The sequence below is a fragment of the Novosphingobium mathurense genome, from assembly GCF_900168325.1.
GTDB lineage: Bacteria > Pseudomonadota > Alphaproteobacteria > Sphingomonadales > Sphingomonadaceae > Novosphingobium > Novosphingobium mathurense.
Genome location: NZ_FVZE01000003.1, coordinates 463,805 through 483,160, shown reverse-complemented (window position 1 = coordinate 483,160; position 19,356 = coordinate 463,805). Strand labels below are relative to the sequence as shown.

Genomic DNA, 19,356 nt, shown 5'->3' with positions numbered 1-19,356 from the left:
TTCTGAGCCTGCCCAGAAAATTGATCTTGACAGCCCCGGACGCATTGCAGATGTTGGCCAAAGAATTTTAAACATAAAGTATTTGCGCGCTTGGCGCTTCCATGGGGGGTTTTCTTTTGACTCAACAATCGACTACGTTCGCGTATGTAACGCGTTCGCTGCTTGCAGCGGCGCTTTGTGGCTGCTCCTCTGTCGCGCTTGCACAAGAAAGGCCTGAACCCCAGTCTGCAGGCAACGCCCCCGGCGAAGGCGAAATCATCGTGACGGCACAGCGCCGGGCGGAACCACTGCAAAAAGTGCCGATCTCGATCGCCGCGTTTGACGGCGCTGCACTCGCCCAATCGCATATCAACGATCCGCGTAGCCTTGCGGTCGCCACGCCCGGCCTCCAGATCGCCGGTTCTTTCCAGTTCTCCAAGCCTGTGTTTGCGATCCGCGGCATAAGCTTCAAGAGCTTCAATGCCACCGACCAGCAGGCAGTCGGCGTGTATCAGGACGAAGTCTTCATTGCCGCGCGCTCAGGCCAGCTGGCGCAGATGTACGACCTGGCAAGTGTTGAGGTGCTGCGCGGCCCGCAGGGCATTCTTTATGGCAAGAACACCACCGCTGGCGCGATCAACTTCAATTCCAAGCAACCGGGCGACGATTTCGAAGGCTATGTCACTGCCAGCGCTGGTGAATTCTTTCAGCGAGGCATTGAAGGCGGGGTGACGATCCCGCTTAACGAGCAGCTTTCGGTGCGCTTTGCTGGCACTTATGACCGCCGTCAGGGCGTAGAGTTCAACGATTTCACCAGCCGCCGTACCTATGGCTATCGCACCTATGCGGGTCGCGCTATCGCCCGCTACAAGGCGAGCGAAGACGTCACGATCACGGCGAACGTGCATGCCGCCAATACCAAGGCGAACCCGAACTACTATTACAGCCGTGGCCTGGTCCCGACCGGTACCGGCGAGCTTGGCGACATCAACGGTTTCGTCGCCAGCAAGGATTTCTACACGATCTCCAGCCCCTACCAGAACGAACGCGAACGCATCCGTCAGAAAGGCGCGATCCTCCGTATGGAAGCCGATCTGGGCGGCGCGAATCTCGTATCGGTGACGTCCTATGACCGCACGCGTTATTCGACATGGGAAGACACCGACGCTTCCCCCGCGGAAGTCGCGACGGTCGACTATCATGACCTCAGCCGTCAGGTCTCGCAGGAAATCCGTCTGGCATCGGACAATGACAGCCCCCTGTCATGGCTCGGTGGGCTGTATTATTTCCGCGAGCGCCTGACCGCAAGCAACATCACGACCTTCTTTGGCGGCACAAGCGATCAGAGCTACAACCAGAAGACCGCCGATTATGCGGCCTTTGGTCAGGTTACCTATCAGGTCACGGACAAGCTGAACCTGATTGCGGGCGCACGCTATACTTACGAAAAGAAGAGCATCAGCTTCCTGACCATCGACGACGGCGTATATGATTTCTCCGGCGTACCGGTCACATTGGTGGATGCGTACACCAAGCGCACGTTCAAGGCGCCGACATATAAGGTCGGCGTGAACTATCAGGTCGATCCCACCAAGCTGCTTTACGCCAGCTTTAACCGGGGTTTCAAAACAGGAGGCTTTAACGGCACCGTGTTCGTGCCTGGCGAGTTCACGACGGTCAAACCGGAATATGTGAACGCCTATGAAATCGGCCTGAAATCAAGCTGGCTCAATCGTGCCGTCACGTTGAACCTCGCCGGATTCTACAATGACTTCAGCGATATGCAGGTATTCAACTTCGTTGACGGCGTGGTGCCCGTTACGCAAGTTGTCAATGCGGCAAGTGCACGCACTTATGGCTTGGAATTCGACCTGATCCTGCGTCCGGTTTCCGCATTCAAACTCCAGTTCGCCGGCACCCTGCTCGATGCGAAGATCAAGAAGGTCACCATAGCCAACCTCTCTTCACTGTCTGGCAATCGTCTGCCGCTGGCGCCGCGCCTCAACCTGACGGCCTCGGCACAATATGCCTTCACACTGGGCGAAGGCGTAACGCTGACGCCTCGGGCCGAAGCGACATATAACAGCCGTCAGTATTTCGATAACAATCAGGACCCGTTCGCCAGTCAGAAGAGCTACACGATCACCAACGCGTTTCTCAGCCTTGAGAACGAGAATGCGGGGCTGACGATCGGGGCCTTTGTGAAGAATGTCTTCGAAACGCACTACCTCAACGAGTCCGTGCCTTTCTCTCCGATGAGCATCTACTTCACGAAGCATGGCGATCCGCGCACCTTCGGCCTGTCGGTCACCAAAACCTTCTGAGAAAAGCAATAACAAGGGCCGCTCCTATGCCGGGGGCGGCCTTCAACACCCCATAGAAGAGTATCAATATGATCGCCATTCCCGACATAATCTCCAGTTCCATCGCTGCGGAAGATTGGGAGCCGTTCGAAGTCGGTGAAGTTCACATGCTGCGAGACGATGGCGATGGCAAGCTCTCCGCAGGTTTCTGGCGCGCCACTCCGGAACAGGCACAGGGAGGCACGAAAGTACCCTGCCATCAGAACGAGATCGTCTATATCATCCATGGCCATCTTACTGTGCAGACCTCCGGTGGAGAGATTCATGAACTGAAGGCCGGAAGCTGCGCATCGTTCCTCAAGGGCAGTGTCAATACATGGACGGTAAACGAGCCCACACTGGAGTTCTTCGTGTATTCATAAGGCCACTGTCGGCTTATGGTTGGCATGGCTTCCATTTGCGATGATGAACGCCAAAGGTCGGAAAAAGGCGTTTCTATCCGACCGTCACCCTCTCCAAATGGCTGCCATTCGCCCGTATCGGGTCGGCCCGAGCGGCTGGGCATCTGCGTTTCAATCCAAATTCCCAAAAGCCAGTTCGAACGGCTCTTTTGCATGACCGAAGATCGAAAACCTTCGTTCAATCTAGATGGCTGCCATGTTCGGCGAGCCATATAGCTCGCCTTTCATGTCGATGACAAAGCTTCGCAACGCTTGAATTACATGGTTTGTCCGACGCGCATCTTTGTCATATTTCGCGAACAGAACGGACAGGATCTTCGCGCTGCGCCTTATCCCGTCAGCGCGAAGACCGCCGCAAAGGCGATGGCCATGAAGACGAGCAGGCCAAGCAGGACGCCCAGCCATTTGCGGTAGGGCAGTTCGTCGGCAACGATCAGATGGTCGGGCAAATCCGGCAGCGGTTCGCCAGGATCCGGCAGGTCGGGGAAGTCTTCCGAAGTTTCCCGGCCGCCATTCCACGCAGGGTGGCGCGATACGAGGTTGGGCCCGCTTACTGCGCTGACCAGTGCGAGCTTCTCGAAGGCAATCGCCATGTTCTGCTCGTCGACGTGGCGCGCCAGCGCCTGCATTTCCGGATCGTCATTGGCATGGCCCGGCACCTGCCGCACGAGCCTGCCCATCTGCGTATCGAGCGCGTGGAGCCGATCGATCGCTTCAAGCGTACTGCGCCTGTCACCGCTCTTGAGCGCAAGCTGCAGACGGGTGAGCGATAGCGTATTGGCGCGGCACAGTTGCAGGCCGAGACGCAGGTCCTTGCGCAAGGCCTCCGTTTTCAGGTCTGCTTGGGCGTCGGCCAGCTCAATCTCGCCGCTTCGTGTCGGGCAGGTACTCACGATCTTGTCTCCACTTCGTCCATGCCCCGGACAAGGCGCATAGTCGCTTGGCGCTTCGTTGAGGAAGCCCGCTTGAGATTGGACGACAACCGCGCGGGACGTGCCGACATCGGTCCATCGCGGCGCGAACAGGACGCCCCTCGTGAAACCAAGGCACGCGTATGCATCCCGTACCCGCACGTGGCGGGCCCGTAGTCGCTTCTCAGAAAATGTGGCGCGCCGTCAGGCGCCGATGCGCCAGACCTGCGCCGTGTCGCGGCGGATCGTGCAGAGCTTTCGCGCCCCTTCCCACAACTCGGCATTGCGATGGGGCGCTTCCGAATAGGCCACGATCAACGCGCCGCTGGCATCTTCGGCCTGAAACTCGATCTTCTTGTCCAGCCCTCGACCGTCATCCGAAAATCTCAGCGTATAGGTTGCCATGGTCTCTCCTCCATGCTGCGGGACTCGCGGGCGGATACATAGCATAAGATATCGGCCCGGAAGCAGCGTTGGTATGTGCTGTGTACGACGAGCGGCAAAATGATTGGGCCGCGATAGCATCCAACTGACTTTGTCGTCGCGCAGGCCCGAGGAACGCCCGATAAACTCCGCCCCGGCTCGAATTTTGCTATTTTCCGGAGCTTTGCTAAGCACTGATCGCTGAATTCCTCACCTGCTGCGAGACATGCACTTTCGCGGGGGATCGGATAGACTATTGCGCTCAGCAAGGGGGATGCGGGGCCGGGGCTGACATGGTGCTGCGACTTATCAAGCTATGCCTGATCGGCCTTATGGCCTGCCTCCTCCTGCTTCCCGAATTGGCCGCGGGACAGCAGCAGGCTGCAAGCATTGCCGGGCGGCAAAAATCATCGGATGCGGTTGGCAAGGCACAACAGATCCAAGACCTGATGGCCGGGCGGCTCGATCCCGATGTCGATGTCGCCAACCTCTTCTCCTTCTCACTCACGAGCAGCGATGCAGCCAGTGCCCATGCCGTTGCGCAGCTGGTGACGGATGGCTCCTTCTATGCGCAGGCGAAAGCCGATCCTTCGCACCTCAAGACCCTTGCCGCCGATCAGGCAAAGCTTGCGCTGGCACAAGCCGCCTTCCTGCGCCTGCCGCAAACGGAGCGTGAACGGCTGCTGGAGGCCCAACGCAAGCGCTATGACAGCTATCGCGCAAAGCAGAAGACCAATGAGGCGGCAGCGCAGGAACTGGCACGGCTGCAGCGCGAGCTGCAGGGCCTGCAGGACTTCCTGGCGGGCAAGCCTGCCCCCTCTGCCGTCCTCAAGCTGGGCCTGATCAGTAACGGTAGCGCAGGGATCGACAGCAGGCGGCTCGAGACATTGACCGGCCAGGCGCCCTTCCCCGGCCCCGAACCTGCCGCTGATGCCCCGATCGATGAGAGGATCGCCTGGCTGCGCAAGCAGATCGCCGCGGCAAAATCCGAGGTGCTGCAATTGCAGCCCGCAACGTTGGCCCAGCTGGAGGCCGCATCGGGAGTCAGTTCGGGCACGGCCGACGAAATCGCCAGCGCGGATGCCCTGCTCGATGTGGCCAAGTCGCAGCTCAGCGACGCCGCCCGGGCGGCCCACAATGCCGCGAGCGAGCAGGAGCGCCTCATCGCCAACGAACAGGCGCGGCTGCTGCGGACGAAGAGCGTTCAGGCCGCATTCCGTGCCCAGCTGGCCAGAGCCAAGGCCGAACCGGACAGCATTCTCGAATCCGCCCTGAGCTGGCGCCGCCGCATCCAGGAACTGGGAGAGAAGGGTCAGGGCCGCGAGCTTCAGGCAGATTCGATCTATGCCGAACTCGTGCCGGAATTGACCCGCATCCGACAGGAACTGCGCCGGGCGCTCGACACCAGCGAGAACGGGCGGGACCGCGCATTGGAGCCCGGATCGCTCGACCCCGCGCTCCCTCAGGATCTTCCGGCAACCCGGCAGTTGCACACACAGAAGGCCGAATTGGCGCGCGCCGCAGTGCTGCTTCGTGCCTCCTACGGCGAAGAGCTTTGGGCGAAGCGCCGTGCGCTGAACGATGCGATGGTCCTGCTCAATGGCGAACGCCTCGCGCTCCTGTCGTCCCTAAGCGCTTCCAAGCGCGCGCAAGTGACCGGTTTCGGCGCGGAGGGCGTGGCTCAGGTCCGCCGGGAAATCTCGGAGATCGTGCTCGAGCTGCGCTTCAACCTGCAGTCCTGGCGCCAGACGCTGGGGCAGGTCTCCCAACCGTTCCAGCGGCCCACCCCCGAATTCGTGCTGGCATTGCTGCGCCTCTTCGCCATCGCTCTCGTCTTCAGCTGGTGGCGTCGCAACGGCGACCCGATGCTGCGGCGCGCTCAGGCCGAGGCGCAAGCGAAGCGCCCCCGCACGCTTGCGAGCAGCCTGCAAGCCGGGTTCTTCGAATACTGGCGCCGCGTTCGCAAGCCGCTCGACTGGTTGGTGCTGACCATCCTCTTCCGGTGGCTCCTGCCCGATGATCTCGTGATACCGGGACTCTCCTTTATCTGGATCGTCCTGTTCTGGTCGCTGACGACCGTCCTCGTCGTCAATCTCGTCGACCAACTCGCGCGCGGTCGCGGGCGGGACGATCCACGCGCTACGCTTCGGTGGAATTCGCTGAGGCTGATCGCCGGCAGCCTGCTCGCCGTGGGCCTGCTGCTCAACCTCACCAGCGCCAGCGTCGGCAAGGGCGCAATGTACAACTGGGTCTTCACCCTTGCCCTGCTTCTGGCGCCTGCAATCCTTGTCCTGCTGACGAACTGGTGGCGGGCCCGGATCGTCGCTCTTGCGCAAGCCGAAGCGCGGGACAGTTCCCTGCTGGACTGGGTCTCGCATGACCCGGGCGGCTTTACCGGTCTGCTCGGGCGCATCGCCGCTGGCGCCCTGCTCCTGCTGCGTGGCCTGCGCTCCATCATCGCGCGCCGCATGCGCGACCTGGCACTGGTTCGCGAACTTTTCGAACAACGTGCCCGGATCCAGGCCGCCCGGCAGGTGGCAGAAGACAAGGCCAGCGGGCGCTTTCACCGCCCCTCGCCCGAAGTTCTCGAGTGCCTTGATCCCCATCGCCTGCCGATCGAATTCCGCACCGGCAAGGATCGACCGGGCGGGCTCGCCTTGCCCGAGCTGCAGCCCGGCACGGTCACCCTCGTCGTCGGGGAGCGCGGGCTGGGCAAGTCATCGTTTCTGCGAGACCTTTCCGGGCAATACGAAGATTGCGGCAAGGTCGTTCGCCTGTCGGTTGGCTCGCCCGACTTGGGGGCGCTTCTGCGCGACCTTCACGCAGCGCTCGGCACCGGAGTGAAATCTCCCGATCCCGCCGAACTGTCCGGCTGGCTGGCGCGCGCAGACGCTCCTTGCCTGATTACCGTAGATGACCTGCAGCGGCTGGTGATCCCCGCGATCGGCGGGCTTGCCGCCATCGACACGCTGATCGCCATGGCCCGGTCGAGCGGGATCAACTGCCGCTGGGCCTTCACCATCGGCGAGGATGCCTGGAGCTTCCTGCAGCGCGCCCGGATCGATCGCGTCCTTTTCGATGCCGTGATCCGGTTGCCGCACTGGTCGTCCGCGGACCTGCGCGCCCTGATCGAGCGACGGACCGCGCAGGTCGGCCTGCAGCCGGACTTTTCCGCCATGATCGACGACGGTGTCTTCGAACTCGGCGAGGACCTGACCGTCGAGGAGCGCAAGAAGCGCGGCTACTTCGATCGGCTGGCCGAATATGTGAACGGGAATCCGGCCATCGCCCTCGACTACTGGCGACAGTCGCTGTTCGTCGACGGCCTTGACCAGAGGGTCGTCGTGCGCACGTTCGATGCTCCGGCGGTGGACAGGTTGGCGGCCCTGCCGCTGCCCTCGCTGTTCGTGCTGCGCGCAATCATGCGCATGGACATGGCCGATGTCCCGTCGATCCAGGCCAGCACGGACCTTTCCACATCGATCGTTACCGATGCCCTGAGGAGCCTGCAACTCCTCGGAGTCATCGCGCCCGTTGCAGGTTATTACCAGATCACCCTGCACTGGTGGATGGAAGCAACGCGGCTGCTCCTGCGGCAGAACCTGACGGTGCGAGGGATCAAATGAAGATGTCTGGACGCCTCGGACGGCTCCTCTATCTGGTCGGCGGCATGATCATGCCGGCCAGCGCGGCCCATGCGCAGGCAGAGATCGACGCCGATACGATCAGCAAGCTGGCGGATATCGTGCGCTGGAGCGGTGCCATCACCTCGCTCTTCGTGATCGGTGGTGCCTGGGCCCTGCTGCGTCTGCTTTCGCGCTTCGTCTCTGCTTTCAGCAACGAATTTTCCTCGCGCCGCCTGACCCTGCAGAAGATCAACACGCTGGGCCAGTTCGTCATTTACGTGGCGACGACGGTTCTCGTCCTCCTGCTCTCGTTCCGCTTCGACGAGACGACGCTTGCCGTCATCGGCGGCACGATCGCGGTCGCCGTAGGCTTTGCAATGAAGGACCTCGTCGCCTCTTTCATTGCCGGCGTGATCGTCATGCTCGACCGCCCGTTCCAGGTGGGCGATCGCGTGTCCTTCGGTGGCGAGTACGGCGATATCACCGCAATCGGCCTGCGCTCCGTGCGGATGCAGACACTCGACGACAACACCATCACGATCCCCAACAGCAAATTCCTGAGCGAGATCACGTCCTCTGGCAATTATGGCGCGCTCGACATGCAGGTGGTGATGGATTTCTACATCGCCCCCGGCCAGGACATCGATCGCGCATACGAAATCGTCAACGAAGCCGCGCTGTCGAGCCGCTTCGTCTTTCTCGCCAAACCGGTAACAGTGCTCGTGAAGCAGTGGGTATCTGACTATCTGGTGGGCGTGCGCTTGCGCCTCAAGGCCTATGTTCTCGATACTCGCTTCGAGAAGGCGTTTGAATCCGACGTCAATCTGCGGGTTCTGCGCGCTTTTGAAGCTGAGGGGATCGTGGTTCCCGGCGCTGTGCCCCTACCGGATCATGGAGCGAAGCATTCGACCAAAGCAAAGACAATATAGACGCCGCCGTCACGACGATGCGGCCTTTATACAGGTTGAGCCGAAGTTTCCGGATTGACAATCCACCACTCCGCAGCCCGAAATTCGGCCTTTTATTTCGCTATGTTCAAAAGTGTTCATAAATTCGTCGAAATGCAGGAACGGAACTTTTCCGAATATCGCCTGTTGTGTCTTCAGGTCGTCGTCACCTCCCCTTGCAAGACGCGAAGAGTGGCGACGACTTCTGTCATGCGGGCCCTGAGCTGACGGCTCATCCTGCTGCAAACAACAATGTCGAGCACGTAAGACTGATCGTCGGGAGACTTATGATGAAGAAGTTTATCTATCTGGCAGGACCGGCCGCATTGCTGGCTCTGGCTGCTTGCCAGAGCGAGAAGGCCGACAACGTCGAGGATGCGGCGGAAAACCGCGCGGATCAGCTGGACGAAATGGCCGATAACGCCACCACCGAAGCGCAGGAAGAGGCTCTTGAGAACAAGGCCGACAGGGTCGAGGAACAGGGCGAAGAAGCCGCCAACAAGATCGACGACAACGGCGAGATCGCACCGAGCGAAACGAAGATCGGCGATACCCAGTAAGGTCCGCAAGGATGTTTTCGAATCCCGATTTGCGGCAGCGCCGACATATCGGGGTTGTCCTGCCCGGATTGCGCAGCGCAACGCGGCGCATGTCAGTCCGGGCAGGCACGCCATATTTAATTGCCACCTTCTATTATCGGTCAGCTGAAAATTCTGCCTTCCGACGTGGTCACTTGGCCTCCGCGGCCGCAGCCATGGCGGCCCGCGCGGCTAGAATATAGGCGGAAGTTGTGCTGACCGTGTATTCGTTTTCGAACCAGAGGAACGGCCAATCGGTCTTCGCTTCCGGAAAGTCAGGTTTTACAACGAGCACGCCGGGTACGAGTCCGCCGGGGATAAAGCTGTAGTCCGCGCGATTATGCCCGTAGCCGATCAGCTTTGACGCGGTGCCGACAGTTGAGACGAGCGACAGATTATTGGCAGGGTGCCGACCCAGTACATAGTCGATTGCAGCAAGCGTATAGTCGGTTCCGACAATCTCTGGGAACTGCTCATGCAGCAGATACATCGTTGTACCGAAGCTGACGACCTGATTGGAACCGGCCCACGACCCTTCGCTGATCGGCACACCGAAGGGATTTTTCGCCAGATCGGCATCGACCTTGGCTTTCATCTTGCGCACTGACGGCACCAATTGCTTGCGGTAGCCGGCATCCATGAAGGGAATCGCGCGAACGGCTGCGTCACCGATCCAATCGAAGCTCTGCTGAATAACGGGCAGCAGCTGCCGAAGCCGGTCTGCATAGACCTTTTCTCCCTTGGTCGTGATCAGTAGCTCTACCGTGGCCGCGACATTGGCGACTTGCGCCGATCGAGGCGAGGATGAATCGTCGCGCCCATCACCCGGCTTGATATCTCCGGTTTGCTGCTTGGCCCACAGGGCCTTGGCTGCCGCGAGTGCCTCGCCCGCCATTGCCGGATCGCTGTCGGATAGCGCCCGACTGGAACCGGCCAAGGCAGCGGCGACAATCAGGTTGTTGGCCGGCAAGTCGGTCGTGAAAGCCCAGCGATCGTCCTGTGCCCCAGATGCGGCACCCTTTCTCTCGGTCGGTTGCAGACTTGCATCGTAGACAAGGCCGTCAGTTTGCGATCCGGCATCGCCGAGATGCGCATATTGCCGCAGCGTCGGATCGATGATGCCTACGATGGCGTGTCCGAACACCTTGTACTGCGCGAGCAACTGCAAGGTTCCATGACGGATCTGCTGGATGGAATCCTCAATGCCATCCGGCTTGCGGATCTCAACCGCACGCGCCTTTTCGTCGACGCTCGTCTCGTCCCAGTCGAGTCCGAAAAGTTCGCGTGCCCAGACCAGATCACGAACCACAGATGCGTTCTGGGGTGTCTGGATGTCGTAGTCACCGGCATCCTGCCATCCGCCCACCGCAAGGCCGGGAATATGTTCTCCTGCCTTGAACGGGGAATCCAGATCGGCTCCCATCTTGTAGCCATCGAAATGCACGATGTTCGGCGGGGCCTGCCGTGCATCGTCAAGATGCGAGGGGGATGACCACACGCGATACTGCTCTCGAATACCGACATGATCCATCTGCTCGGCAAGGAATGTATCTAGCGAAGTCTGCCAGATGCGATCGTAAGCATCGGCGGAAATGCGGAATGGATTTGTCGTCTGACCGGCATAGGAGATCGCGTAGATCCCCGGCTCACGAACGCTGGAAAAATCGAAGGATGCGTAGTTATAGCGCATCCAGCGACCGCGCGATTGCGTTCTGGCACGCAGCACCGGCACTTGGCTGCCATCGGGTGACAGCTTGACCAGTTCGGCCTCTGCCGGAGCCTTGAAATTGGGATCGAGCTCGATCAACGCGACCTTGGGCCGACCGGGGGTATAGCCAGCCTGGTTGAAGGAGACGACCGGCTGGCGCACCCAGCCCTTCACAACATTCGGCCGGACATGCCAGACAATCGCATTCTCCTTGGCCCCCGCCGGTATCAGCGAACGCACCACGAACCAGCCGTTCTGGGCTCGGTTGCGGGCATCGTAGAGCTTCAGCGGTGCCGTATCCGAAGTGATCGACACCCGCGTCATCGGGTCTTCCGGTGACAGCGTGATCGCGTTGGCACCTTCTGCAAGCGGCAGAGGATCGCCTGACCCATCCTTGGCCATCGGACCGGTCGGATGGCGCGGGAAAAGACCCGGCGCTTGCCCCATCATGAAGGTCTTGCCGAAATAGGCGGTGGGCAGAAAATCCAGATTGAAGCCAGCCTTGCCCGCCAGGCCTGGCGGCAGGGGTTTGTCGAGATCGACGGCAATCCGAAAGCCTTCGCCTTCGGCCGTAACCTTGACGCTGTAACTGAGGTTCACGTCCTTGTATTCCGAGCGCACGAGAACCTGGTTGGGCGATGTGCCCATAGTCCTGCCGAGGAAGGCAGGCACCGGGGCCCATTGCTCCGGGGTTGCATCAAGCCGCACCGCGCCGTCCGTAGCGATCCGCTCGCCATGCAGGACGATCTGGATGCCCGCATTCTTTTCATCGAAGAAGATCGGACTGAACTGGTTCTGATCGACGATGACCGTTATTCCTTGCGCCTCGAGAGTTTGGGCAGGCGTAACCGTCAGCGCCTGACCATGGGTCGCGATCGGACTGACCATAATCGTCGCGGAGGCCAACAAGGCACTTACAATCCTCTTCATCCCAATCTCCTCTGGAAAATCTCAGGCACAATTGATCAAGCCGAGAGTCGCCAAGCGACTCTCGATCGGCACGGCACCGCCGCGCATTGGCAACAGAAAGTCAGGCTGGCTTAGTGGCTCGGCTTCAGAAGGCCGTGCATTCCCATCCAGCGGGCGAATTCATCGAACCAGCCAGTGCTGGTCGTCGGCTTCTGGTACATGCCGAAGCCGTGCCCGCCCTGTTCGAAAAGGTGGAACTCGACCGGACGCCTGGCTGCCCGCCAGCTTTCGATCAGTCCGAAACCGCTATTCCCGAACAGCGGATCATCGGCGGCAAGGGCCACGAACAATGGGGGTGCATCGGCCGGGACTGTTGCAGGAGCAAGCGGCCCATAGATGTTTCCGATAAAGGCCGGCTTCGCATCCTGCCCGGCCAGGGTCGTGGCCATGGTCAACATGGCGCCGGCGGAAAAGCCGACCATGCCGATACGATCGGGATCTACATGCCATTCTTCGGAGCGCTTGCGCACAAGGGCAAAGGCGGCGCGTGCATCTGCTATCTGCGTTCCGAGGTTGGCCATCATGGCTTCCAGGTCTGGCCGAGGCGCCGGACCCCGCGGGGCGGTCATGTCAGCAGACGAACGTTCGAAATCAGCGAGTCTGGGCGGCGTCTGGTTTAGCCGATATTTCAGGACGAATGCCGCAACGCCTTTCGCCGCAAGAGCGCGAGCCACGTCCCAGCCTTCATTCTCCATCGACAGCGTGCGAAACCCCCCTCCTGGGGCAACGATGACCGCCGTGCCGGTCGCCTTGGCAGGATCGGGCAGGAAAGGTGTGAGCGTAGCTTCGGTGACGTTGCGCGCAAAGACGCTGTTGTACTGGCTGTGCCACGATTCCCGCGCCGTTGCCCCGGGCAGTTCGCCAGTACCAAGCTTTATGGCGTCGCCTTGTGCGGGCGTCGCGATGGAAACCATCTTGTCGGATTGTGCCAGTGCCGGTGCTGCAACGGCAAAGCCGGCAGCAAGCCCGCAAGCCGCAAGCGGTGCCAGGATTGGCCGCGTCAAAGTCAGGTTCGATGTCATGCGCATCAGGCGAATCATTAGCGCTCTCCCACGGGTTATTTTTTGCCACGCTAAAGGTAGCGCTACCAGAAGGCAATGCACTAACGTCAAACGAGCGAAATGGGGCTGAAGAGGGATCAGCCGGACTGAACTGGAGGCACTATGAGTTACGTCATAGGCCGATATTGGCCAGGATCATCTCGAGTTTAGCCAAAATCGACAATCAGCCCTCGCGCTTTCCTGCACGCAGAAGCGAAGGATCAGGACAATACGCCGGGGTCTAAAAAGGATCGCATGTGAATAACGCTATCATGGCTTGCGAACGTTCTGCCAGATGGGCCTAGCTCGCCTGCTTCGCACAATCGATGCAAAGGGCAGCTTCGGGCCTTGCCATCAAACGGTCGGACGAGATCTGCCCGCCACACTTCACGCACAGACCGTAAGTGCCATCCGCAATACGATCGAGTGCTCGGTTCACCGAACCCAGTTCCCTGCTGACCAATGAAGCCTGACCTTCAAGCGAGGCATCGTCTTCCCGTTCAACAGCAGCCTCAGCGAAGTCGGGATCGAGCGGTTCGGACAGATCGTCCTGCAGATGCTTCATCCTGGCGTTCAACTCGACAAGTCGCGCCTCAAGCTTCCGTTTCGCCGTATCGATGTCAGCCATACCTTTTCTCCCTCTCGACCGTCTAATTGAACCCCCAATACCAGCCCGAGAGTTCTCTTGCCTTGCGATCGGCTGTTTGGGTTCCTGAACCCGAACGATACTTCGCAATTTGCGAAATCTGGCACCAGAAGCATCGAGTGACATTGCGCCACGTCAAACGTGTCACCAGACTCGTCACCAATGAAGCTGCCTCGCAGGATGATAATTCTAAAACGGCACAAGAGTGGACGTCATCCAGCGGATCACCGCTGCCGAGCATGGCTCCATGTGCCATCGACGCCCCGTCGTCGAAGTTCCTATTGACATTTAGCGCTACATTTAGCAATCGCTGCCACAGAGATTCGCATCGCAGGCATCAATCGCCCGATTTGATGTAGCGCTACATTATCAATGGCAGCTTCAGATAGAGGCTGTTCGAGCAGGGAGAGTTGTATGACAAGGGCTTACTCGCCAGCCAATCGCATTGCCGTTTCCATGGGCGCACTCGTTATCGCGCTATCGTTTGGTAGTGCTGCAGCCGCACAGGATGTCTCCGCAACCGCAAGCGATATCGACGGGCAGGCCGCGCCTGCGGAAATTATCGTCACTGCAGGCCTTCGCGAACAGACCCTGCAGGATGTTCCGATTGCAGTCTCGGTCGTCTCCGGCAGCCAGCTCGACGCAGTCGGTGCAGGTGGCGTCGAATCCATCACCAACGTCGCTCCTTCGCTGACCTTCACGAAGGGAAGCAACGCGTCGAACAGCTCGCTTTCGATCCGCGGCATCGGCACCACCGTCTTCTCGGCTGCGACCGAGCCCGCCGTTTCCGTCGTCATCGACGATGTGCCGCTCGCACGTTCAGGCCAGGGTTTTCAGGATCTTGTCGATGTGCAGCGTGTGGAAGTCCTGCGCGGGCCGCAGTCGACGCTTTTCGGGAAGAACTCCTCTGCCGGTCTGATTTCCGTCACGACTGAAGCTCCCAGCAACTCACTGACCGGTCACTTCGATGGAAGCTACGCCGAGGGCGGCGAGTGGCAGGCACGCGGATCGATTTCCGGCCCGATCGGTGAAAACGCAGGTTATCGGATCAGCGGATTCTACAAGGATTACGATGGCTTCATTCGCAATGTCTCGGGCATAGGCGATCGCTGGTTGAGCGGCTATCGCAACTGGGGCGGGCGCGCCAAGCTCAGGTTCGAGCCCAGCTCGGATCTGACGGTCACACTTATCGGCGATTATAGCAACGGTCGTGACGACACAGTACCGACGCTGCGTTCAGTCAACACGCAGGCCTACGCCAATGCACTTGCCCCGCTCGTGCCTTCAGCAGACCTGCGTGAAGTCAATCTCAACGCCGACAATACCAACACCAGCAAGCAATGGGGCGTATCGGGCAAAGTCGAATATCAACTGAATGACGATTTCCAGCTGGTCTCGATCACGGCCTTCCGCAAGTGGAACTTCCGGGGCCGCGGCGATACCGACTACACCCCGCTGACCACGCCGGTCCCCGGCGTCACGCTCTGGGATGTCAACACCGGCAATACCCAGCTCAAGCAATATTCCCAGGAACTGCGCCTCGTCTCGGGCGACCTTGGCGGCTTTGACGTCCTGCTCGGCGCATTTGCATTCAAGCTGGATGCCGACACCGGTTTCATGCGTCGCACGGTAGCCACCGCAGCATCGCGCAGCGGCCAGTTCATGGGCAGCACGACCAATTCGAACATTGCGGCATTTGCCAGCACGAATATCGACCTGACTGACAAGATGCAGCTTTTTGGCGGCGTGCGCCTGCTCCACGAGAAGCTTGACTGGACGGTCTTCCGCGATCCGACCAACGTACTTGTCCCCGGGGACCTCGCACTGGCCGGAGCAGCCGGCACGGCAGCAGATTTCAACGGCTCGACCAATGACACACGCGTTGTCGGCAAGGTTGGCGTACGTCACGACGTCGCGGGCCTGGGCAATGTTTATGCAAGCTATGCTCGTGGCTACAAGGGCAAGGGTTTCAACCTGATCTTCGCATCTCAGGATACCTACAAGCCGGTCGACGCCGAGACGTCCAACGCATTCGAATTGGGCATGAAGATCGAGAGTGCGGATCGCAAAGTCTCGGTGAACGGTGCTCTGTTCTATACCAAGTACCGGAATTTCCAGGCGCAGGCGCAGCTGCCGGGCGACATCTCGTTCTACCTGCTGAATGCCGGATCGATTTCCACCAAGGGCATCGAACTGGAATTCAACCTGCGCCCCACCAGCCTCACCACGATCTCGCTGGGCGGTACGTTCATGGACGCGCGGATCGACAACTACACTGACGGCCCGTGCTACTTCGGTCAGACAGCTGATCAGGGTTGTGTCAACAATGCGCAGGACCTGTCCGGTGGGGACCTTCCCAACGCGCCCGACTTCCGCATGACCGCCTTCGTCAAGCAGTACGTTCCGATGGGCGACAGTTTGCCTTTCGACACTTACGTGCAGTCCAACATGACCTATCAGACCCGGGTGCAATACCAGCTCGACCAGAATCCCGTGACCATTCAGGACGGGTTCGCCGTGGTGAATGCAGAGCTCGGCCTGGAAGACAAGGACGGCAAGTATTCGCTCGCGTTCTTCGTGCGAAACCTGTTCGACAAGAACTTCACCGGGAACATCTTTTCCTCCAGTTTCAACGGTGGCCGCGTCTATCAGCAGGTATTGCGTGACGCCGATCGTTACTGGGGTGTGCGCGGTTCGTTCAGCTTCTGATGGATCGCGAGACCGTTCACGTGAAAGGTCCCAACTCCGAGCAGGGGGGCAGCGTCGATCCGCTCGCGCTGTCTCCCGCTGATCGGGCCTGGGTCGATGCTCGGCTTGCCGAGCTGTCGACCGAGGACAAAGTGGGCCAACTTTTCGTTCTGAGCTCAACCAACGATGACATTGATGAGATCGATCGCCACTGCGCGCTCGGTGTAGGCGGTATTCACCGCTTCCCCGGCCACGATCTCGAAAGGGCCTGGGCTGCAACGCGCGCGGCGTTCGAGCGCTCGGCAATCCCGCCACTGATCAGCGGGGATATCGAAGGTGGATCCCTGAGCCACTTCTATGCATGCCCGGTGCCCAACCAGATGGGCCTCGCGGCGGCGAACGACCTTGAGCAATCACGCAGGATCGCAAGCATAATTGCGCTGGAAAGCCGGGCGATGGGGTTCAACTGGACCTTCTCGCCGGTTGTCGACGTCAACGTCAATTTCCGCAATCCCGTGGTCGGCACCCGCTCCTACGGCTCGAACGTGGACGCAATCATTGGCCAGGCATTGGTCCTGATCGAAGAATTGCAGGCGCAGGGCATCGCGGCAACCGCCAAGCACTGGCCGGGCGACGGTATCGACGATCGCGACCAGCATCTCGTACCGACGGTCAATACCCTCGCCATGGCCGATTGGGATGCCAGTTTCGGGCGCATCTACCGAAACATGATCAACGCTGGCGTTATGGCCGTGATGAGCGCACACATCGCCCTTCCGGAATATATCCGGGCCCGAGACGGCAATGCTGGGCGCGAGGCCTTCAAACCGGCATCCCTATCCCGCACCCTGAACCTCGATTTCCTGCGCGGCGAGCTTGGCTTTCGTGGCCTGATCGTATCCGACGCCACAGCCATGGGCGGACTCAATGCCTGGTGCGAACGTGCTGAAGTCGTGCCTGCCGTGATCGAAAACGGTTGCGATGTCTTCCTGTTCAGCCGCGACGCCGCGGGCGACAAACGGCTTATGCTGGATGGACTGCGGCAAGGACTGCTCAGTGAAGAGCGTCTGGAGGCAGCGGTCGATAAAGTTCTCTCGCTCAAGGCCCGACTTGGCCTGCATCGCCGGGAGCCCTCCGATTTGCTGCCGCCGCTGGATGACGCACGCAAAATTCTGCGCCAGCCTGAAAACATGGCGCAAGTCAACGCGACCAATGCTCAGGCCATTACCCTGGTAAAGGATACGCAAGAGCTGCTTCCAATCGATCCTGCCCGCCACCGGCGCATTGCGGTCGTGGTCGAAGAGGGATGGAACTTCGTCTCCGGCGCACTTCCCCGCAGCAGCGCAGCCTTCATTGAAGGCTTGCGCGAACGCGGCTTCGAAGTGCGGATATTTGACAGCGAGGTGCCTCCGACACGCGATGATACAGATCTTCTGATCTATCTGATCGGGCAGGAGGCGACGCCCGCCATCGCGCAGATCCACATCGACTGGATCAAGCTTCATGGCGGCTCGCGTCGCGCGATGCTTCGTTTCAATACCGAGATACCGACACTGATGATATCGCTCGGGCAGCCCTATTATCTGTACGACGCTCCTGAGATCGCGACCTACGTAAACGGCTATAGCAGCCTCGACAGCGTTCAGACGGGCGTAGTTGAGCGCCTTGTCGGCGAGGCTGCGTTTACCGGCGTATCACCGGTCGACCCTTTCTGCGGTCTTGAGCAGACCCGATACTGACCACCCGGAATCCGTGTAGATTTCTCCTCCCGCACGGGTTCTTTCGAGCGGCGACGGCTTCGATCCGTCGCCGCTCTTTTTTTTCTTATCCCGTCATGACGTCAGCGACCGAGGCGCGTTCAATCAGCTTGAAATCGACGAAGCGTGGCAAAGCCCGGTAAGTCGAGGGGTTACGAAGGATATTAATAAGAATTTCCGTGGCTTGTTCTGCGATTTCGGCAAGCGGTTGGCGCACGGTTGTCAAAGTCGGCCAGATCTTGATTGCAATCGGACTGTCGTCAAACCCAGTGATCGAGAGGTCTTCTGGAATCCGCTTGCCTTGCCGAAGTGCGACATTGACGAAGGCCGCAGCCATATCGTCGTTGCCGGCCATGATGGCCGTGAACGCTTCAGGCTCAGCTGTATCTCCTGCGCCGCCCAGCTTTTCCTCGGCAAGGACCAATCCTTCGGAAAAAATCGGCCGCGCTTGCCAGATAAGATCGGGATCTGCGGCGATGCCGTGTTCGCGCAAGGCCCGGCGATACCCTTCAAGGCGCGCTTTTCCCACGTGCGTTCCGGGCAGCAGGACAAAGGCAATCCGACTATGGCCATGCGAAATGAGGCGGGATGTGAGAGCAAAGGCTGCCGCTTCGTCGTCGATCCGTACGCAGGCCATATCGGGAAGGGACATGCCCGGCGCCATCGCTACCACGGGGATGTTGATTCTTGCAATCAGTCCACTGTCACTGAACTGTTCGCATAGAGGAGGCGGGAGGAGCAATCCGTCAAGGCCGGACTCGGCAAATTCCAGAATGTCGTCGAGCGCTGTTTCCGGATCGTAGGTCTGGATGACCAATTGCACGCCGATACGCGACGCAGCCTTGAGCGAGCCTACGAGCATGGCGCTGAGCAGCGCGCTGTCTTCGTCCCTGTGGAGCAGTCCAATCCGCAGCGTACTGGCACTGGCCAGAGCACGCGCAGCCGCGTTGGGACGATAGTCAAGCTCTGCAATGGCCTTGAGTACAGCCTCGCGCGTGGCGGGCTGCACGCTCGCCTTGTTGTTGATGACGTTGGAAACCGTCATTGCGGAAACCCCCGCACGGCGTGCTACCGCTGCCATCGTCGCGCCTTTGGTTGCCCTCTTGCGGGTGCGGCCTACCGGGGGATCTGTTGTCTCTGTCGTCATGCACATCGACCATAAGTTGGCCTTTCGATGATTGACAAGCCCCCTCGGCACGGATAGCGATTTAGCGCTACACAATATCGATGCGTGTAGTCTGAGCTTTCGGCATACCTGAGCCTCTTCCACGCTGGCAGACCGGCTCAGAACGAACAGGCATGGATCCGTTATAAAGGATC

The 19,356-nt window shown here is 60.0% G+C and carries 13 protein-coding genes; 7 read left to right on the top strand and 6 right to left on the bottom strand.

The window, feature by feature from the left end; genetic code table 11:
• The first annotated feature begins 260 nt into the window (after window positions 1–260).
• Together B5483_RS13165 and B5483_RS13160 are read left to right on the top strand one after the other, a co-directional pair.
• Complete coding sequence (locus tag B5483_RS13165; RefSeq protein WP_176168039.1) at window positions 261–2,303, top strand: TonB-dependent receptor; 2,043 nt, start codon at window positions 261–263, stop codon at window positions 2,301–2,303.
• A gap of 68 nt (window positions 2,304–2,371) precedes the next feature.
• Entirely contained in the window at window positions 2,372–2,704 is a 333-nt protein-coding gene (locus tag B5483_RS13160; RefSeq protein WP_079730661.1) for a cupin domain-containing protein, read from the top strand.
• A 368-nt stretch (window positions 2,705–3,072) separates the two neighbouring features.
• On the opposite strand, the gene B5483_RS13155 is transcribed toward B5483_RS13160, so the two are convergent.
• Both B5483_RS13155 and B5483_RS13150 read right to left on the bottom strand, forming a co-directional pair.
• On the bottom strand, window positions 3,073–3,636 hold the full coding sequence (locus B5483_RS13155) for a hypothetical protein (protein ID WP_079730660.1): 564 nt from the start codon (window positions 3,634–3,636) through the stop codon (window positions 3,073–3,075).
• 222 nt (window positions 3,637–3,858) lie between these two features.
• A complete protein-coding gene (locus tag B5483_RS13150; RefSeq protein WP_231634753.1) occupies window positions 3,859–4,059 on the bottom strand; it encodes a hypothetical protein in 201 nt (66 codons plus the stop codon).
• Between the two features lie 311 nt (window positions 4,060–4,370).
• Between B5483_RS13150 and B5483_RS13145 the strand changes: the two genes are divergently transcribed.
• The 3 genes from B5483_RS13145 (at window position 4,371) to B5483_RS13135 (ending at window position 9,210) form a co-directional block, all read left to right on the top strand.
• Window positions 4,371–7,703 carry an SMC family protein gene (locus B5483_RS13145; protein WP_245829155.1) on the top strand — a complete coding sequence of 1,111 codons (3,333 nt, stop codon included), beginning with the start codon at window positions 4,371–4,373 and terminating at the stop codon, window positions 7,701–7,703.
• Between the two features lie 2 nt (window positions 7,704–7,705).
• Window positions 7,706–8,632 carry a mechanosensitive ion channel family protein gene (locus B5483_RS13140; RefSeq protein ID WP_079730659.1) on the top strand — a complete coding sequence of 309 codons (927 nt, stop codon included), beginning with the start codon at window positions 7,706–7,708 and terminating at the stop codon, window positions 8,630–8,632.
• A gap of 308 nt (window positions 8,633–8,940) precedes the next feature.
• Window positions 8,941–9,210 (top strand): hypothetical protein, encoded by a 270-nt coding sequence (locus tag B5483_RS13135; RefSeq protein WP_231634751.1) that lies wholly within the window; start codon window positions 8,941–8,943, stop codon window positions 9,208–9,210.
• A 169-nt stretch (window positions 9,211–9,379) separates the two neighbouring features.
• Here the strand turns inward: B5483_RS13135 and B5483_RS13130 are convergent, their stop codons facing one another.
• The 3 genes from B5483_RS13130 to B5483_RS13120 all read right to left on the bottom strand — a co-directional run bounded on the left by B5483_RS13130 (window position 9,380) and on the right by B5483_RS13120 (window position 13,573).
• A complete protein-coding gene (locus tag B5483_RS13130; protein WP_079730658.1) occupies window positions 9,380–11,866 on the bottom strand; it encodes a glycoside hydrolase family 9 protein in 2,487 nt (828 codons plus the stop codon).
• Window positions 11,867–11,976: 110 nt separating this feature from the next.
• The gene (locus B5483_RS13125) at window positions 11,977–12,933 is read right to left on the bottom strand and encodes an alpha/beta hydrolase (RefSeq protein ID WP_139383998.1); all 957 of its coding nucleotides are present in this window, start codon (window positions 12,931–12,933) and stop codon (window positions 11,977–11,979) included.
• Between the two features lie 313 nt (window positions 12,934–13,246).
• The gene (locus B5483_RS13120; protein WP_079730657.1) at window positions 13,247–13,573 is read right to left on the bottom strand and encodes a TraR/DksA family transcriptional regulator; all 327 of its coding nucleotides are present in this window, start codon (window positions 13,571–13,573) and stop codon (window positions 13,247–13,249) included.
• 432 nt (window positions 13,574–14,005) lie between these two features.
• Between B5483_RS13120 and B5483_RS13115 the strand changes: the two genes are divergently transcribed.
• Both B5483_RS13115 and B5483_RS13110 read left to right on the top strand, forming a co-directional pair.
• The gene (locus B5483_RS13115) at window positions 14,006–16,300 is read left to right on the top strand and encodes a TonB-dependent receptor (RefSeq protein WP_176168038.1); all 2,295 of its coding nucleotides are present in this window, start codon (window positions 14,006–14,008) and stop codon (window positions 16,298–16,300) included.
• A complete protein-coding gene (locus tag B5483_RS13110; RefSeq protein ID WP_079730655.1) occupies window positions 16,300–18,018 on the top strand; it encodes a glycoside hydrolase family 3 protein in 1,719 nt (572 codons plus the stop codon). The genes B5483_RS13115 and B5483_RS13110 overlap by 1 nt, the downstream gene beginning before the upstream one ends.
• Before the next feature lie 85 nt (window positions 18,019–18,103).
• On the opposite strand, the gene B5483_RS13105 is transcribed toward B5483_RS13110, so the two are convergent.
• On the bottom strand, window positions 18,104–19,117 hold the full coding sequence (locus tag B5483_RS13105; RefSeq protein WP_255352315.1) for a LacI family DNA-binding transcriptional regulator: 1,014 nt from the start codon (window positions 19,115–19,117) through the stop codon (window positions 18,104–18,106).
• Between the last annotated feature and the right edge of the window lie 239 nt (window positions 19,118–19,356).

Excerpts from the sequence above, each read along its gene's own strand:
- B5483_RS13160 (WP_079730661.1), top strand. The coding sequence starts at position 2,372 with ATGATCGCCATTCCCGACATAATCTCCAGTTCCATCGCTGCGGAAGAT.
- B5483_RS13150 (WP_231634753.1), bottom strand. The coding sequence starts at position 4,059 with ATGGCAACCTATACGCTGAGATTTTCGGATGACGGTCGAGGGCTGGAC.
- B5483_RS13145 (WP_245829155.1), top strand. The coding sequence starts at position 4,371 with ATGGTGCTGCGACTTATCAAGCTATGCCTGATCGGCCTTATGGCCTGC.
- B5483_RS13140 (WP_079730659.1), top strand. The coding sequence starts at position 7,706 with ATGTCTGGACGCCTCGGACGGCTCCTCTATCTGGTCGGCGGCATGATC.
- B5483_RS13135 (WP_231634751.1), top strand. The coding sequence starts at position 8,941 with ATGAAGAAGTTTATCTATCTGGCAGGACCGGCCGCATTGCTGGCTCTG.
- B5483_RS13130 (WP_079730658.1), bottom strand. The coding sequence starts at position 11,866 with ATGAAGAGGATTGTAAGTGCCTTGTTGGCCTCCGCGACGATTATGGTC.
- B5483_RS13125 (WP_139383998.1), bottom strand. The coding sequence starts at position 12,933 with ATGCGCATGACATCGAACCTGACTTTGACGCGGCCAATCCTGGCACCG.
- B5483_RS13120 (WP_079730657.1), bottom strand. The coding sequence starts at position 13,573 with ATGGCTGACATCGATACGGCGAAACGGAAGCTTGAGGCGCGACTTGTC.
- B5483_RS13115 (WP_176168038.1), top strand. The coding sequence starts at position 14,006 with ATGACAAGGGCTTACTCGCCAGCCAATCGCATTGCCGTTTCCATGGGC.
- B5483_RS13110 (WP_079730655.1), top strand. The coding sequence starts at position 16,300 with ATGGATCGCGAGACCGTTCACGTGAAAGGTCCCAACTCCGAGCAGGGG.
- B5483_RS13105 (WP_255352315.1), bottom strand. The coding sequence starts at position 19,117 with ATGGCAGCGGTAGCACGCCGTGCGGGGGTTTCCGCAATGACGGTTTCC.